The 14,407-nt window shown below is 71.2% G+C and carries 17 protein-coding genes; all 17 read left to right on the top strand.

Translation table 11 applies throughout. From position 1 onward, the window contains the following. A partial coding sequence (locus PROKR_RS19490; RefSeq protein WP_051433160.1) for a N5-glutamine methyltransferase family protein occupies window positions 1–738 on the top strand: 738 nt, incomplete at its 5' end. A gap of 13 nt (window positions 739–751) precedes the next feature. Next, entirely contained in the window at window positions 752–1,465 is a 714-nt protein-coding gene (locus PROKR_RS19495; protein ID WP_051109627.1) for an L-threonylcarbamoyladenylate synthase, read from the top strand. After that, window positions 1,462–2,706 carry an MraY family glycosyltransferase gene (locus PROKR_RS19500; protein ID WP_245605891.1) on the top strand — a complete coding sequence of 415 codons (1,245 nt, stop codon included), beginning with the start codon at window positions 1,462–1,464 and terminating at the stop codon, window positions 2,704–2,706. Before PROKR_RS19495 ends, PROKR_RS19500 begins: the two co-directional genes overlap by 4 nt. Beyond that, complete coding sequence (locus tag PROKR_RS19505; RefSeq protein ID WP_036966005.1) at window positions 2,703–3,155, top strand: Cg1360 family ATP-synthase-associated protein; 453 nt, start codon at window positions 2,703–2,705, stop codon at window positions 3,153–3,155. The genes PROKR_RS19500 and PROKR_RS19505 overlap by 4 nt, the downstream gene beginning before the upstream one ends. 281 nt (window positions 3,156–3,436) lie before the next feature. Then, entirely contained in the window at window positions 3,437–4,186 is a 750-nt protein-coding gene (atpB, locus tag PROKR_RS19510) for a F0F1 ATP synthase subunit A (protein WP_483823657.1), read from the top strand. 131 nt (window positions 4,187–4,317) lie between these two features. After that, complete coding sequence (locus tag PROKR_RS19515) at window positions 4,318–4,548, top strand: ATP synthase F0 subunit C (RefSeq protein ID WP_020017637.1); 231 nt, start codon at window positions 4,318–4,320, stop codon at window positions 4,546–4,548. Beyond that, a complete protein-coding gene (locus PROKR_RS19520; RefSeq protein ID WP_036966013.1) occupies window positions 4,548–5,126 on the top strand; it encodes a F0F1 ATP synthase subunit B in 579 nt (192 codons plus the stop codon). Before PROKR_RS19515 ends, PROKR_RS19520 begins: the two co-directional genes overlap by 1 nt. After that, the gene (locus PROKR_RS19525; RefSeq protein WP_036966015.1) at window positions 5,126–5,938 is read left to right on the top strand and encodes a F0F1 ATP synthase subunit delta; all 813 of its coding nucleotides are present in this window, start codon (window positions 5,126–5,128) and stop codon (window positions 5,936–5,938) included. Before PROKR_RS19520 ends, PROKR_RS19525 begins: the two co-directional genes overlap by 1 nt. Window positions 5,939–5,994: 56 nt before the next feature. Next, window positions 5,995–7,623, top strand: a complete 1,629-nt coding sequence (atpA, locus tag PROKR_RS19530; protein ID WP_036966018.1) for a F0F1 ATP synthase subunit alpha — start codon at window positions 5,995–5,997, stop codon at window positions 7,621–7,623. A 3-nt stretch (window positions 7,624–7,626) separates the two neighbouring features. Beyond that, window positions 7,627–8,523, top strand: a complete 897-nt coding sequence (locus PROKR_RS19535; RefSeq protein WP_036966021.1) for a F0F1 ATP synthase subunit gamma — start codon at window positions 7,627–7,629, stop codon at window positions 8,521–8,523. A gap of 57 nt (window positions 8,524–8,580) precedes the next feature. Then, complete coding sequence (gene atpD / locus PROKR_RS19540) at window positions 8,581–10,062, top strand: F0F1 ATP synthase subunit beta (RefSeq protein ID WP_036966024.1); 1,482 nt, start codon at window positions 8,581–8,583, stop codon at window positions 10,060–10,062. Between the two features lie 104 nt (window positions 10,063–10,166). Then, window positions 10,167–10,427 (top strand): F0F1 ATP synthase subunit epsilon, encoded by a 261-nt coding sequence (locus PROKR_RS19545; protein ID WP_036966029.1) that lies wholly within the window; start codon window positions 10,167–10,169, stop codon window positions 10,425–10,427. A gap of 12 nt (window positions 10,428–10,439) precedes the next feature. After that, window positions 10,440–10,865: a DUF2550 domain-containing protein gene (locus PROKR_RS19550; RefSeq protein ID WP_020017630.1), complete on the top strand. Its 426-nt coding sequence runs from the start codon at window positions 10,440–10,442 to the stop codon at window positions 10,863–10,865. Further along, on the top strand, window positions 10,865–11,560 hold the full coding sequence (gene nucS / locus PROKR_RS19555; protein ID WP_020017629.1) for an endonuclease NucS: 696 nt from the start codon (window positions 10,865–10,867) through the stop codon (window positions 11,558–11,560). Before PROKR_RS19550 ends, nucS begins: the two co-directional genes overlap by 1 nt. Before the next feature lie 58 nt (window positions 11,561–11,618). Next, window positions 11,619–12,866: an N-acetylglucosamine-6-phosphate deacetylase gene (locus tag PROKR_RS19560; RefSeq protein ID WP_036966032.1), complete on the top strand. Its 1,248-nt coding sequence runs from the start codon at window positions 11,619–11,621 to the stop codon at window positions 12,864–12,866. Between the two features lie 24 nt (window positions 12,867–12,890). Next, a complete protein-coding gene (locus PROKR_RS19565; RefSeq protein WP_036966035.1) occupies window positions 12,891–13,511 on the top strand; it encodes a ribonuclease FAU-1 family protein in 621 nt (206 codons plus the stop codon). A gap of 94 nt (window positions 13,512–13,605) precedes the next feature. Further along, window positions 13,606–14,250, top strand: coding sequence for a GNAT family N-acetyltransferase (locus PROKR_RS19570; RefSeq protein ID WP_084800549.1), 645 nt, complete (start codon window positions 13,606–13,608; stop codon window positions 14,248–14,250). Window positions 14,251–14,407 lie beyond the last annotated feature (157 nt).

Raw genomic sequence — 14,407 nt, forward strand, 5'->3', positions numbered from 1 at the left:
GCCGTGGGCCCGGGGGTGTTCGTGCCGCGGCCCGAGACCGAGGAGGTCGCGCAGGTGGCGATCGACGAGGCCGCCAAGGTGGTCGGCGAACGTGGCGGCGCGGGCGCGGTCGTCGTCGACCTGTGCACCGGGTCCGGCGCCATCGCGCTGGCCGTGGCGACCGAGGTGCCCGGCGCACGCGTGCACGCCGTCGAGCTGGACAAGGACGCCCACGCCTGGGCGGCGCGCAACGTCGACGCCCTGAGCGCCGTCGCGGCCGGGCTGGACCCCGCAGCGGTCCTGGACCCGGCCGCAGACCCGGCCTCGGAGCTCCAGGAGGCGCCCGAGCGCATCGTCAGGCTGGTCAAGGGCGATGCCCGCACCGCGCTGTACGGGATCGACGGGACGGCCGACGTCGTGGTCTCGAACCCGCCGTACGTCCCCTCGGACGCCGTGCCCGTGGACCCGGAGGTGGCCGAGCACGACCCGGCGGTCGCGCTCTACGGCCTGGGCCCGGACGGGCTGGAGGTGCCGCGCGGCATCACGGACGCGGCGGCCAGGCTGCTGCGCCCGGGCGGGCTCTACGTCATGGAGCACGCCGAGGTCCAGGCGGAGGCCGCCCGCGCGATGGTCTCCGCCGCGCGCGACGCCGAGGGGCGGCCCGTGTTCGGCGAGCCCGAGACCCGCAAGGACCTCACCGGCCGGCCCCGCATGGTGGTCGCGCGCCGCGTCGGGCATCAGGAGGGTCCCGAAGCGTGAAAGACTGGTCCGCGTGAGTGTGCCTGTGCAGCCCGTGCTCGACGCCACCGACCCGCAGACCTGGGGCCCCGCGATCGACGAGGCAGTGAACGCGATCTCCCGTGGAGCCCTGGTGGTCATGCCCACCGACACCGTCTACGGCATCGCAGCCGATGCGTTCGACGAGGTCGCGGTGGCCGCCCTGCTCGCGGCCAAGGGCCGCGGCCGGCAGATGCCCCCGCCGGTCCTGGTCGGTGACGTCGCGACCCTCGACGGTCTCGCGACCGACGTGCCCGACGAGGCCCGCCGGCTCGTCGAGGCCTTCTGGCCCGGCGGTTTCACCGTCATCCTGCAGGCGCAGCCGTCGCTGCAGTGGGACCTCGGCGACACGGGCGGCACCGTCGCCCTGCGCATGCCGGACCACGCCGCCGCGCTCGCCCTGCTCAAGCGCACCGGCCCGCTGGCCGTGTCCAGCGCGAACAAGTCGGGCAGCCCGGCCGCGCAGGACGTGGAGAACGCGCGCGACCAGCTCGGCGCGTCCGTCGCGGTCTACCTGGACGGCGGCGAGGCTCCCGGCGGCGTCGCGTCCACGATCGTGGACGCGACCGGCCCCGTGCTGCGGATCGTCCGCGAGGGTGCCGTGAGCCTGGCGGAGCTGCGCAAGGTCGCCGACGTCGAAGGCCCTGCTGCGTCGCCCGAGGACGACCCGATCGAGCCTCCCGCCCCTGCCGCGGAGGACGACGAGTGAGGGTGTACCTGCTCCTGATGCTCGTGGCCGCCGCGGTCACGTTCCTGACCACACCCTTCGCGCGGTGGGTGGCCCTGAAGACCTCGGCGATCTCGGCGGTCCGGGCGCGCGACGTGCATCTGGTGCCGACGCCGCGCCTCGGTGGGCTCGCGATGCTGATCGGCATCGTCGTCTCGGTGATGCTGGCCTCCCAGATGCCCTTCCTGTCCGGCGTCTTCTCCGACCGCCAGGCGTGGGGCATCGTCGGCGGCGCGGCGATCGTGTGCGGGCTCGGCTGGGCGGACGACAAGTGGGACCTCGACTGGGTCACCAAGCTCGCGGGCCAGGTGCTGGCCGCCGGGTTCATGGCGCTGCAGGGCGTGCAGCTCATCACGCTGCCGATCGCCGGCACGACCATCACCTCCTCGCGCACCTCGCTGGTCATCACGGTCCTGGCCGTGGTGGTCGCCATGAACGCCGTGAACTTCGTGGACGGCCTCGACGGTCTCGCGGCCGGCATCGTCGCCATCGGCGGCGCCGCCTTCTTCCTGTACACCTACGGGCTCACCCAGCAGGTCTCGGCGGAGGACTACTCCTCGCTGGCGTCGCTGATGATGGCGGTGCTCGTGGGCGTGTGCGTGGGCTTCCTGCCCTACAACTTCCACCCGGCGCGGATCTTCATGGGCGACGCCGGGTCCATGCTGATCGGCCTCGTCATGGCCGGCGCGGCCATCACCGTGACGGGCAACATCACGCCCGACGTGATGACCGGCTCGCAGGCCCTGCCCGCGTTCATCCCGCTGCTCCTGCCGGTGGCGGTGCTCATGCTGCCGCTGCTCGACATGGGCCTGGCCGTGATCCGCCGGCTGGCCGCGGGCAAGTCGCCCATGGCGCCGGACCGCATGCACCTGCACCACCGGATGCTGGCCCTCGGCCACTCCCACCGCCGCGCGGTCGTGATCCTGTACGTGTGGACCGCCGTGTTCGCCTTCAGCGCCGCGGCGCTCGTGCGGTGGGACTGGGAGATCGTCCTGGTCTGGACCGCCGTGATCGTGGTGCTCGCGCTGCTGGCCACGCTGGGCCCGCTGCGCCACCGCGGCCGGTTCCTGGACGACGACGTCGCCCTGTCGGGGCAGACCCCCAAGGTGCCCGCCGCCGTCGGCGCCGCGCAGCCCGCCCTCGTGCCGCAGAGCGCCACCGGGAGCACCACCGAGAGCGTCGCCGCCAAGGCGCACGTCAAGACCAAGGAGACCGTCGAATGACCGAGCAGCTGCCCGATGCCCCCAACGCCCCGCGGGGCGCTGCTGAGCAGGCGGTGCTGCGTACGGCCCTGCGTGACTGCCTGATCCTCGTCGCCGGTCTCGCGGTGCTGGGCTCCGTGGTCGGGTTCCTGGTCGCGGGCCTGCCCGGTCTCTGGGGCGCCCTGATCGGCGCGGCGCTGGCCGCGTTCTTCTGCGGCACCACCGTGTGGTCGATGCTGTACACCGTCGGCAAGGGCGCCACCGCGATGGGCGCCGTCGTGATGGGCAGCTGGCTCGCCAAGATGATCGTGCTCGTCGTCGTCCTGGTGGTCATCACGCAGTTCGACTTCTACGACCGGGTCGTCCTGTTCGTCGTGCTGCTGCTCGGCGCCGTGGGCTCCGCAGTGCTCGACTACCGCGCCGTGCGCAACGGCCGCGTGCCCTACGTCGAGACCGACACCACGCCCTGACCGAGCCTCATGAGCGACCCACGACCTGACGCGGGGTTGCGCAATAAGTCACAAGGGGCCGCGTCATGCGGTTCTACGGCCTAAACCCCATGTGACATAGGTTAGGCTTACGACGAATCCATGACGGCCAGGCCCGACGGCGCGCCCGTTCCGCCACACAGCGGGAAACGCGCGCGGGGCCGAATGACCACCTGGGAGTCCTCCTGTCCACGTATGCGACGTCCGTAATCCTCGCCGCCACTGAAGGCCACGAGGGTGAGGGCGGCTTCCACACGCCGTCGATCGCCGACTTCTTCCCGTCGGGCATCCTCTTCGAAGGCACCATCTTCCAGATCGACCGGCTCTGGATCATCCGGATCATCGCCACCATCGTGCTGCTGTCGATCTTCATGATCGCCGCGCGCCGGGCGAAGGTCGTGCCGGGCCGCTTCCAGGCCGGTGTCGAGTACATCCTGGACTTCGTCCGGGTGCAGGTCGGCGAGGAGATCCTGGGCAAGGACAACGCGAAGCGTTTCCTGCCCATGCTCACCACGATCTTCGTGACGATCCTGGCGTTCAACCTCACCGGCATCATCCCGGGCCTGAACCTCGCCGCGACCTCGCGCATCGGTGTGCCGCTGCTGCTCGCGCTGTGGGTGTTCGTCACCTACTGGGCCGTCGGCATCCGCAAGCACGGTCTGGGCGGGTACCTCAAGGCGAACCTGTTCCCCCCGGGCGTGCCGTGGCCGATCTACTTCATCCTGACGCCGATCGAGCTGCTGCAGATCCTGATCATCCGGCCGGGCTCGCTGATGGTCCGGCTGGTGGCCAACATGGTCGCCGGCCACATCATGCTGGTGCTCTGCTTCGCCGCGACGCAGTTCTTCCTGATCGACTCGGCGGGCAGCGGCCTGATGGTCTTCGGCGCTCTGACGCTGCCGGCCGGCATCTTCATGACGCTCTTCGAGCTGCTGGTCGCGTTCCTGCAGGCGTACATCTTCGCCCTGCTGGCCGCGGTGTACATCAACATGTCGCTGGAGGAGGAGCACTGACGGTGCTCGCTCCTCCGGGCGGCGCTGCATAGCTTCACCTGGAAAACCCGCGACGGGCGCAGCACGCGCCTTCGCACACCACGCGACGCCGGACCAATACCGGTCCGGCGCCCAACGGAAGGAAGACGCAAGTGGACGTCACCACTCTCGCCGAGGTCACCGGCAACGTGAACGCGATCGGCTACGGCCTCGCCGCGACCGGCCCGGGCATCGGCCTCGGCATCCTGATCGGCAAGACCATCGAGGGCATGGCCCGCCAGCCCGAGGTCGCCGGCCAGCTCCGCGCCACCATGTTCCTGGGTGTCGCCTTCGTCGAGGTGCTCGCGCTCCTCGGGCTCGTCGCCGGCTTCCTCTTCCAGTGATGGCGGCGCACTCGAGCGCCGCCCTGGTAGCGGCGCAGACGGACGAGCCGCAGGGCATCGAGCTGTTCCTGCCCGCCGGTTACGACCTGCTCTGGTCTGCGGTGGTCCTCGTGATCATCGCCGTCGCGTTCTACAAGTTCATCCTGCCTCAGATGAACAAGGTGCTGGACGAGCGTGCCGCCCTCATCGAGGGCGGCATCGAGAAGGCCGAGGCCGCCCAGAAGGCGGCGGACGAGGCCCTCGCCCAGCAGCAGGAGCTCCTCGCCGAGGCCCGTGCCCAGGCGGCGCAGGTCCGCGAGGAGGCACGTGCCGAGGGCACCGCGATCGTCAAGGACCTCCGGGCCAAGGCGAGCGAGGAGGCGGAGCGCATCACCGAGACCGCGCACCGTCAGATCGAGGCCGAGCGGCAGTCCGCCGCGGTGTCGCTGCGCACCGAGGTCGGTTCGCTCGCGACCGAGCTCGCGTCGAAGATCGTGGGCGAGTCCCTCGAGGACTCGGCCCGGCAGTCGCGCGTCGTGGACCGCTTCCTCGACGAGCTCGAGGCGAGCCAGGCCGTGGCAAGCAACAAGGAGGCGTGATGCGGGGATCGAGCGGTGCATCGCTGACTGCGGCGCAGGAGCGCTTCGAGCCGGTGCTGCGCGCCGCGGGTGCGGACGCGCTGACCCTGGGTGAGCAGCTGCTCACCCTGGTGTCGGCGCTCGACGACTCCGCCGCGCTGCGCCGCTCGCTCGCCGACCCCTCCCGCGAGGGCGAGGCCAAGGCGGGTCTGGTGGCCAGCCTGCTGGGCGGTTTCGACGAGCGCGTGATCGACCTCGTGTCCGGGCTCGCCCGAGCGCGCTGGGCGAGCGACGCCGACCTCACGGACGCCGTCGAGCGCCTCGGCGTGGACGCCGTCCTGGCTTCCGCCGAGGCGCGCGGCACGCTGGAGACGGTCGAGGACGAGCTGTTCCGGCTCAGCCGGTCGCTCGTCGGGCAGCGGGAGGCCAAGCAGGTCCTCTCGGACGCCTCGACGGCTCCGGAGCGCCGGGTGGCGCTCGTGGACGCACTGGTCGGTGGCAAGGTCGACACCGTGACCCAGCGCCTGGCACAGCGCGCGACGTCGTCGCTGCGTGGTCGCCGGTTCGTGCAGACGATCGGCTGGTTCGGCGAGGTCGCGGCGGAGCGCCGCCAGCGCCTGGTCGCCGCCGTGACGAGCGCGACGATGCTCACCCGCGAGCAGGAGGAGCGCCTCGGCGCGATCCTCGAGCGCTCGTACGGGAAGCCCGTGCAGCTGAACGTCACCGTGGACCCGACCGTCGTCGGCGGCCTGCGCATCCAGGTCGGCGCGGACGTCGTCGACTCCACCGTCCTGTCGCGCCTTGCTGACGCCTCGCGTCGTCTGGCCGGCTGAAAACGTGAACAAGAACCTTCCGCCGCGGCTTTCGCGGCCACGACAGGAGAAGATCAATGGCTGAGCTGACGATCCGGCCGGACGAGGTCCGCGCCGCACTGGACAGCTTCGTGAAGGCCTACGAGCCCCAGGAAGCGGTCACCGAGGAGGTGGGCCGCGTCGCGTACGCCGCGGACGGCATCGCCCGCGTCGAGGGCCTCCCGGGCGTGATGGCCAACGAGCTGCTTCGCTTCGAGGACGGCACGCTCGGCCTCGCGCAGAACCTGGACGTCCGCGAGATCGGTGTGGTCGTCCTGGGCGAGTTCACCGGCATCGAGGAGGGCCAGGAGGTCCGCCGTACCGGTGAGGTGCTCTCGGTCCCCGTGGGCGAGGGCTACCTCGGCCGCGTGGTCGACCCGCTGGGCGCTCCCATCGACGGCCTGGGCGAGATCGCCACCGAGGGCACCCGTGCCCTGGAGCTCCAGGCGCCCGGCGTCATGCAGCGCAAGTCGGTGCACGAGCCGCTGCAGACCGGCATCAAGGCGATCGACTCGATGATCCCGATCGGCCGTGGTCAGCGTCAGCTGATCATCGGTGACCGCCAGACCGGCAAGACGGCGATCGCGGTCGACACGATCATCAACCAGAAGGCGAACTGGGAGACCGGCGACCCGAGCAAGCAGGTGCGCTGCATCTACGTCGCCATCGGCCAGAAGGGCTCGACCATCGCCTCCGTGCGTGGCGCCCTCGAGGAGGCCGGCGCGCTGGAGTACACGACGATCGTCGCGGCTCCCGCCTCCGACCCCGCCGGCTTCAAGTACCTGGCCCCGTACACCGGCTCGGCCATCGGCCAGCACTGGATGTACTCGGGCAAGCACGTCCTGATCATCTTCGACGACCTGTCGAAGCAGGCCGAGGCCTACCGCGCCGTGTCGCTGCTGCTGCGCCGTCCGCCGGGCCGCGAGGCCTACCCGGGTGACGTGTTCTACCTGCACTCCCGTCTGCTCGAGCGTTGTGCCAAGCTCTCGGACGACCTGGGCGCTGGCTCGATGACCGGTCTGCCGATCATCGAGACCAAGGCGAACGACGTCTCGGCGTACATCCCGACCAACGTCATCTCCATCACGGACGGCCAGATCTTCCTGCAGTCCGACCTGTTCAACGCCGACCAGCGCCCCGCCGTGGACGTCGGTATCTCCGTCTCCCGAGTCGGTGGTGACGCGCAGATCAAGGCGATGAAGAAGGTCTCCGGCACGCTGAAGCTGGAGCTGGCGCAGTTCCGCTCGCTCGAGGCGTTCGCGATGTTCGCGTCCGACCTCGACGCGGCCTCGCGTGCCCAGCTGCAGCGCGGCGCCGTCCTGACGGAGCTGCTCAAGCAGCCCCAGTACTCGCCGTACGCGGTCGAGGACCAGGTCGCGGCCGTCTGGGCCGGTACCAAGGGCAAGCTGGACGACGTCGCGGTCGAGGACGTCAAGCGGTTCGAGTCCGAGCTGCTGGACCACCTGCGCCGCAAGACGGACGTGCTCTCCACGATCCGCGAGACCGGCAAGCTGGAGTCCGACACGGAGGAGGCCCTCAGCGCCGCCGTGGACGACTTCCGTGCCGGCTTCCAGCGTGCCGACGGCACCGCGCTCGTCGGTGGTGAGGTCGAGGGTGGCCCCGTCGACGTCGAGCAGGCACAGGTCGTCGTCAAGAAGAAGGCCTGACCCGTGGCCGGTGGATCCCAGCGCGTCTATAAGGCACGGATCAAGTCGACGCAGTCGCTGAAGAAGATGTTCCGTGCGCAGGAGCTCATCGCCGCGTCCCGCATCGGCAAGGCCCGTGCGCGGACGGCGGCCGCGGCACCGTACGCGCAGGCGATCACCCGTGCGGTCTCGGCGGTCGCCACGCACACCGACATCGACCACCCGCTCACGCGGGAGGTCGCGGGCGCCAAGCGCGCCGCGGTGCTCGTGGTGTCGTCGGACCGTGGCATGGCGGGTTCCTACCCGGCGTCGATCGTCCGTGAGGCCGAGCGGCTGACCCAGCAGCTCGCGGCCGAGGGCAAGGAGGTTCTCCTCTACGTCACCGGCCGCCGGGCGATCTCGTACTACACGTTCCGCGGTCGCGAGACCGAGAGGACGTGGACCTACGGGTCGGAGCGTCCGTCGGCCGAGGTCGCCGAGGAGATCGGGCAGGCTCTGCTCGAGAAGTTCCTCGCGGACGAGTCCGAGGGCGGCGTGTCGGAGCTGCACGTGGTCTCCACGCAGTTCGTCAACATGGTGACGCAGCGTCCCCACGTGGTGCGGATGCTGCCGCTGGAGGTCGTCGAGGGCGTGGTGGAGGCGGACGAGCACGAGGTCCTGCCGCTCTACGACTTCGAGCCCTCCCCGGAGGCCGTGCTCGACGCACTGCTCCCGCGGTACGTGGACCAGCGCATCTACGCGGCGCTGCTCGACGCCGCCGCGTCGGAGCTGGCCGCCCGCCAGCGTGCCATGCACACGGCCACGGACAACGCCGAGGACCTGATCCGTACGTACACCCGACTGGCCAACCAGGCCCGCCAGGCCGACATCACCCAGGAGATCAGCGAGATCGTCTCCGGTGCCGACGCCCTGGCGTCCTGAACAGACCGAACAGACTCCCCGCCGGAGGACCCTCCGGCCCACCGAAGCGAGGCAAGTATGACCGCCACCACCGTGGAATCCACGGTCGAGCACACGAGCGGGCCCGGCACCGGCCGGGTCGCTCGGGTGATCGGCCCCGTCGTGGACATCGAGTTCCCCGAGGACGCGATCCCCGACATCTACAACGCGCTGACCGTCGAGATCGACCTGTCCGGCCAGGGCGAGGACGAGAACACGTTCACCCTGACCCTCGAGGTCGAGCAGCACCTGGGTGACTCCCTGGTGCGCGCCATCGCGCTCAAGCCGACCGACGGCCTGGTCCGCGGCGCCCTGGTCACCGACACCGGCTCGCCCATCAGCGTGCCCGTCGGCGACGTCACCAAGGGCAAGGTCTTCAACGTCACCGGCGAGGTCCTGAACCTCCAGGAGGGCGAGAAGTTCGAGGTCACCGAGCGCTGGCCGATCCACCGCAAGCCCCCGGCCTTCGACCAGCTCGAGTCGAAGACCACGATGTTCGAGACGGGCATCAAGTCCATCGACCTGCTGACCCCGTACGTCCAGGGTGGCAAGATCGGTCTCTTCGGTGGTGCGGGCGTCGGCAAGACGGTCCTCATCCAGGAGATGATCCAGCGTGTGGCCCAGGACCACGGTGGTGTGTCCGTGTTCGCCGGTGTCGGCGAGCGCACCCGTGAGGGCAACGACCTGATCGCCGAGATGGACGAGGCCGGCGTCTTCGACAAGACGGCCCTCGTCTTCGGCCAGATGGACGAGCCGCCGGGCACGCGTCTGCGCGTGGCCCTGTCGGCCCTGACCATGGCGGAGTACTTCCGTGACGTGCAGCAGCAGGACGTGCTGCTGTTCATCGACAACATCTTCCGCTTCACGCAGGCCGGCTCCGAGGTCTCCACGCTGCTCGGCCGTATGCCGTCCGCCGTGGGCTACCAGCCGAACCTGGCCGACGAGATGGGCCTCCTCCAGGAGCGCATCACCTCGACGCGTGGTCACTCCATCACGTCGCTGCAGGCCATCTACGTGCCGGCTGACGACTACACCGACCCGGCCCCGGCCACGACGTTCGCCCACCTGGACGCGACGACCGAGCTCTCCCGTGAGATCGCGTCGAAGGGTCTGTACCCGGCGATCGACCCGCTGGCCTCCACCTCGCGCATCCTGGACCCCCGCTACGTGGGCCAGGAGCACTACGATGTGGCCACCGAGGTGAAGTCGATCCTGCAGCGCAACAAGGAGCTCCAGGACATCATCGCGATCCTCGGTGTGGACGAGCTCTCGGAGGAGGACAAGACGGTCGTCGCGCGTGCGCGTCGTATCCAGCAGTTCCTCTCCCAGAACACCTACATGGCCGAGAAGTTCACGGGTGTGGTGGGCTCGACGGTGCCGCTGTCGGAGACCATCGAGGCGTTCAAGAAGATCTGCGCCGGCGAGTTCGACCACATCGCCGAGCAGGCCTTCTACAACATCGGTGGCCTCGAGATGCTCGAGGAGAACTGGGCACGGATCCAGAAGGAGTACGGGGCCTGAGGTCTCGTACGTCCCCCCGTGCGTGATGCCGCCCCGCCGGACCCCTTAGACTCGGGCAACCCGGCAGGGGCGGCAGCACGCCCGCTACATCGGAAGGAGCTCTCGTGGCAGAGCTGAGCGTGGACCTCGTGTCCCTGGACCGCAAGGTCTGGAGCGGTGCGGCGACCCAGGTGAGCGCGCCGTCTGCGGACGGCCAGATCGGCATCCTGGCGAACCACACGCCGCTGCTGGCCGTGCTTCGCCCCGGCACGATCAAGGTGGAGACGGCGTCGGGCCCGGCCGTGGAGGCCACGGTCACCGGCGGCTTCATGTCCGTGGACAACAACCTCGTCACCCTCGTGGTCGACGAGATCTCCCTGGTCTGAGGGAGAGCGCGCGTGCCCGGCGTCGTATGGATCGCGATAGCGGTACTGGGGGCGCTCGCGCTCGTGATCGCGGCCGGGATCTCCCGGCTGCGGACCCTCTCCAGGAGGGTCGGATCGTTCGACTGCAGTGCCCGGGCGACCGGTAACCCCGAGGGTTCCTGGACACCGGGCATCGCACAGTACGCGGTGGGCCGGATCGAGTGGTGGCGGTGCTGGTCGCTGTCACCCCGTCCGGCCCGCACGTGGTACCGGGAGCGGCTCACCGTCACGAGCCGCACCCCGCTCGACCCGGACGAGCGTGGTCAGGGCGACCACTACCTCGTCCAGTGCCGGTACGACGGGCTCGACTTCGAGCTCGATCTTGCTGCCGGCGACTACTTCGGCCTCGCCTCCTGGCTCGAGGCCGCCCCTCCCGGACGACAGGATCTGGTTCTCTGATGCGGCTGGTCGTGGCAGACTGCTCCGCCCTCTACACGGGCCGCCTGACCGCGATGCTCCCGCAGGCTACGCGGCTGCTCGTGGTCAAGGCTGACGGCAGCGTGCTCATCCACTCCGACGGCGGCTCGTACAAGCCCCTCAACTGGATGAGCCCTCCGTGCACCCTGACTGTGCGCGAGCCCTCCGAGGAGGCCGCCGAGCGCGGCGTCACCGAGGTGTGGACCGTCCAGCACGCCAAGTCGGACGACCGGCTCGAGGTCGAGCTGTTCACCGTCCACAGCGACTCCAGCCACGACCTGGGCATCGATCCCGGCCTCGTGAAGGACGGCGTGGAGGCGCACCTGCAGGAGCTGCTCGCCGAGCAGATCGCGCTGCTGGGCGACGGGCACACGCTCGTGCGCCGCGAGTACCCCACGGCGATCGGCCCCGTCGACATCCTCGCGCGGGACGGCTCCGGCTCCACCGTCGCGGTGGAGATCAAGCGCCGCGGCGACATCGACGGCGTCGAGCAGCTCACGCGGTACCTGGAGCTGCTGAACCGCGACCCGCTGCTGGCCCCGGTCCGCGGCGTCTACGCGGCCCAGGAGATCAAGCCGCAGGCCCGGGTCCTGGCCAAGGACCGTGGCATCGCCACGCTCCTGCTGGACTACGACGCCATGCGTGGCGTCGACGACCCGACGACGCGCCTCTTCTAGCCCGCCGAGCCCTGCGCTGAGCGTCCCGCCGGCAGCGCATTGCCCGGCGGATGGCAGGATGTCGGGCATGAGCGAAGTGGTAGTCGTGCGCGGGCGCCTGGTCCTGGCGTCTTCCGTGGTGGACGACGGCGTCGTGGTCACCTCGGGCGGACGGGTCGAGTTCGCCGGCTCCGTGGTCGACGCCCTCGGGGCCGGTCACGGCCCCGCCCTGGAGCAGGTGCCACCGGCGCCAGCGACGTACGTGCTGCCGGGCCTCGTCGACCTGCACAACCACGGCGGGGGCGGCGCGTCGTTCCCCGACGTGACGACGGCCGCTGAGGCGCTTCCGGGCGTGCTGGAGCACCGCCGGCACGGCACGACGACCCTGTTGGCGTCGCTCGTGACGGCCCAGCCCGAGGTGCTGGTGCAGCGGGCGGCGGTGCTGGCCGAGCTCGCGGAGGCCGGGGAGATCGAGGGGCTGCACGCGGAGGGGCCGTTCCTGTCCTACCGCCGCCGCGGCGCCCACAACCCGGCTGACCTGCAAGAAGGCAGTGTCGAGCTAGTGGCGGAGATGGCGCGGGCGGCCCGCGGGTACCTGCGCACGATGACCGTCGCCCCCGAGGTTCCGGGCGTGACCGGGCCCGGCGGAGTCGCCGAGGCGCTGGTCGAGGCGGGCGTGCTGCCCTCGCTGGGCCATACCGACGGGACCACCGAGCAGGCCGAGGCGCTGATCGAGCAGGTCACCGCCGCGCTGGGTGCCCCCATGACCGCGACCCACCTGTTCAACGGCATGCGCCCCCTGCACCACCGGCAACCCGGCCCCATCGCGGCCTGCCTGGCGGCGGCGGCCCGCGGCGACATGATCGTCGAGCTCGTCGGCGACGGTGTCCACCTCGACCCGGCCACGGTGCGCTCGGTGTTCGACATGGTCGGCGCGGACCAGGTGGTCCTGGTGACCGACGCGATGGCCGCGGCCGGGGTGGCGGACGGCAGGTACGAGCTGGGCCCGATGTCGGTGGTCGTGCACGAGGGCGTCGCCCGGATCGCGACGCCGCAGGCCGCTCCCGGCGCGCCCGAGGAGGAGGGGCCGATCGCGGGTGGCACCGCCCACCTGGTCGACGTGGTGCGGTGCGCGGTGCGTGGCGGCGTCCCGCTGGTCGACGCCGTGCTGTCCGCGACGGCGGTGCCGGCCCGGGTACTGGGCCTGACCGGCGAGGTCGGGGCACTGGTGCCGGGCGCGCGCGCCGACATCCTGGTGACGGACGCCGACCTGCGGCCGCTGCGGGTGCTGCGCCATGGTGTCAACGTGGATGTCGCCAGGGCGTAACGAGCCGCTGTTAGCGTTCCCCGCATGACGCCCGAAGTTTTCCTGCCCGGCCAGACGGTGGTGCGCCGCGAGATCATGCGCGGCGAGCCCTGGATCGCGATCCCGCAGGTGTGCGTACAGGACGACGGCGATCTGCTGGTCACCTACACGCCCGGCGGCACCCCGCTGGCCTACCCGGCCACCGGCACGTTCCCGGTGGGGGAGCACCCGTGGAAGACCGCCGGCAGCAGGAAGTGGCGCGGCCACGGCCGTCTCGAGCTGCACTGGGCCGGGGTGGAGCACTCCCTCTTCCTGTTCTGGGACGGGCCCGAGCGCGCGTTCCAGGGCTGGTACTTCAACCTGGAGGACGCGCCGCGCCGCACGCCGATGGGGTTCGACACGCTCGACCACGAGCTGGACGTCTGGTGGGCGGCCGACGCCGAGACCTACGAGTTCAAGGACGTCGTGGAGTTCGAGGAGACCGGCCCTGCCCGGTACCCCGGACGCATGGCGCAGATCCGCGCGGAGGGCGCCCGGATCGCCGGCCTGCTCGACGCCGGGACGATCTGGTGGGACAAGTCCTGGGCGGACTGGACGCCCGACGCCTCGTGGGAGCCCCGCGACGTGCCGGCCGACTGGGAGAGCGTGGCGTTCGAGGCACGCTGAGCGCCCCGGGCGGACACACCGGACGCGCCGGTCCGCCGGGCGATACCGACCGAATTCCGGTGGCATACCGGGTTCTGGACGCTACGGTCGGATCGTGCCCTCTTCCGTACCGCCTGCCTCCGCCCCCGGACCCGACGCCGCGCCCGACGCCCTGCCCGCGCTCGCCACGCCGGCGCGGGCCTACCGGTCGGACCCCGGCTGGCCCGTGGTCACCGCGCGCCTCACCCTGCGCCCGGTCGCCCCGGACGACGCCGAGGCGTTCCTCGCCTGGCGGTCGAGCCCCGACGTCGTGCGGTACATGTACCAGCCGCCGTGGGACCGGGCCACGGCCCGGACGAAGCTCCGCACGTGGTCCAGCGCCCCGTTCGAGGAGGCCGGTGACGTGCAGGTGCTCGCCGTCGAGTCGGACGGCGAGGTGGTCGGCGAGACGATGCTCAAGTGGGCGGCCGCGCCCCGGCAGGCCGAGGTCGGCTACGCCCTGCACCCCGACGTGAGCGGGCACGGCCTGGCCACGGAGGCGGTCCGGGCCACGCTCCGGCTCGCGTTCGAGTCCTACGGCTTCCACCGGGTGTTCGCGCGCATCGACGAGGAGAACCTCGGCTCGGTCCGCGTGGCCCAGCGGCTCGGCATGCGGCAGGAGGCCCGCCTGGTCGAGAGCGACGTGCGCGACGGCGTGTGGTCCACCGAGCTGGTCTTCGCGATCCTCGACCGGGAGTTCGCGGAGCGCGAGCTCAGCTGACGGTCAGCTCGGCCCGCACCCGAAGGTCCCCGGCGGACGGCCCGGACGCCACCGTGTAGGTGCCCGGCTGCAGCACCATCGCGCCGTCGTACCGGACGGCGAGGGCGCCCAGGTCCAGCGGGACGGTGACCTCGGCCGCCGCGCCCGGGGCGAGCCG

The organism is Promicromonospora kroppenstedtii DSM 19349 (assembly GCF_000515355.1).
Lineage (GTDB): Bacteria > Actinomycetota > Actinomycetes > Actinomycetales > Cellulomonadaceae > Promicromonospora > Promicromonospora kroppenstedtii.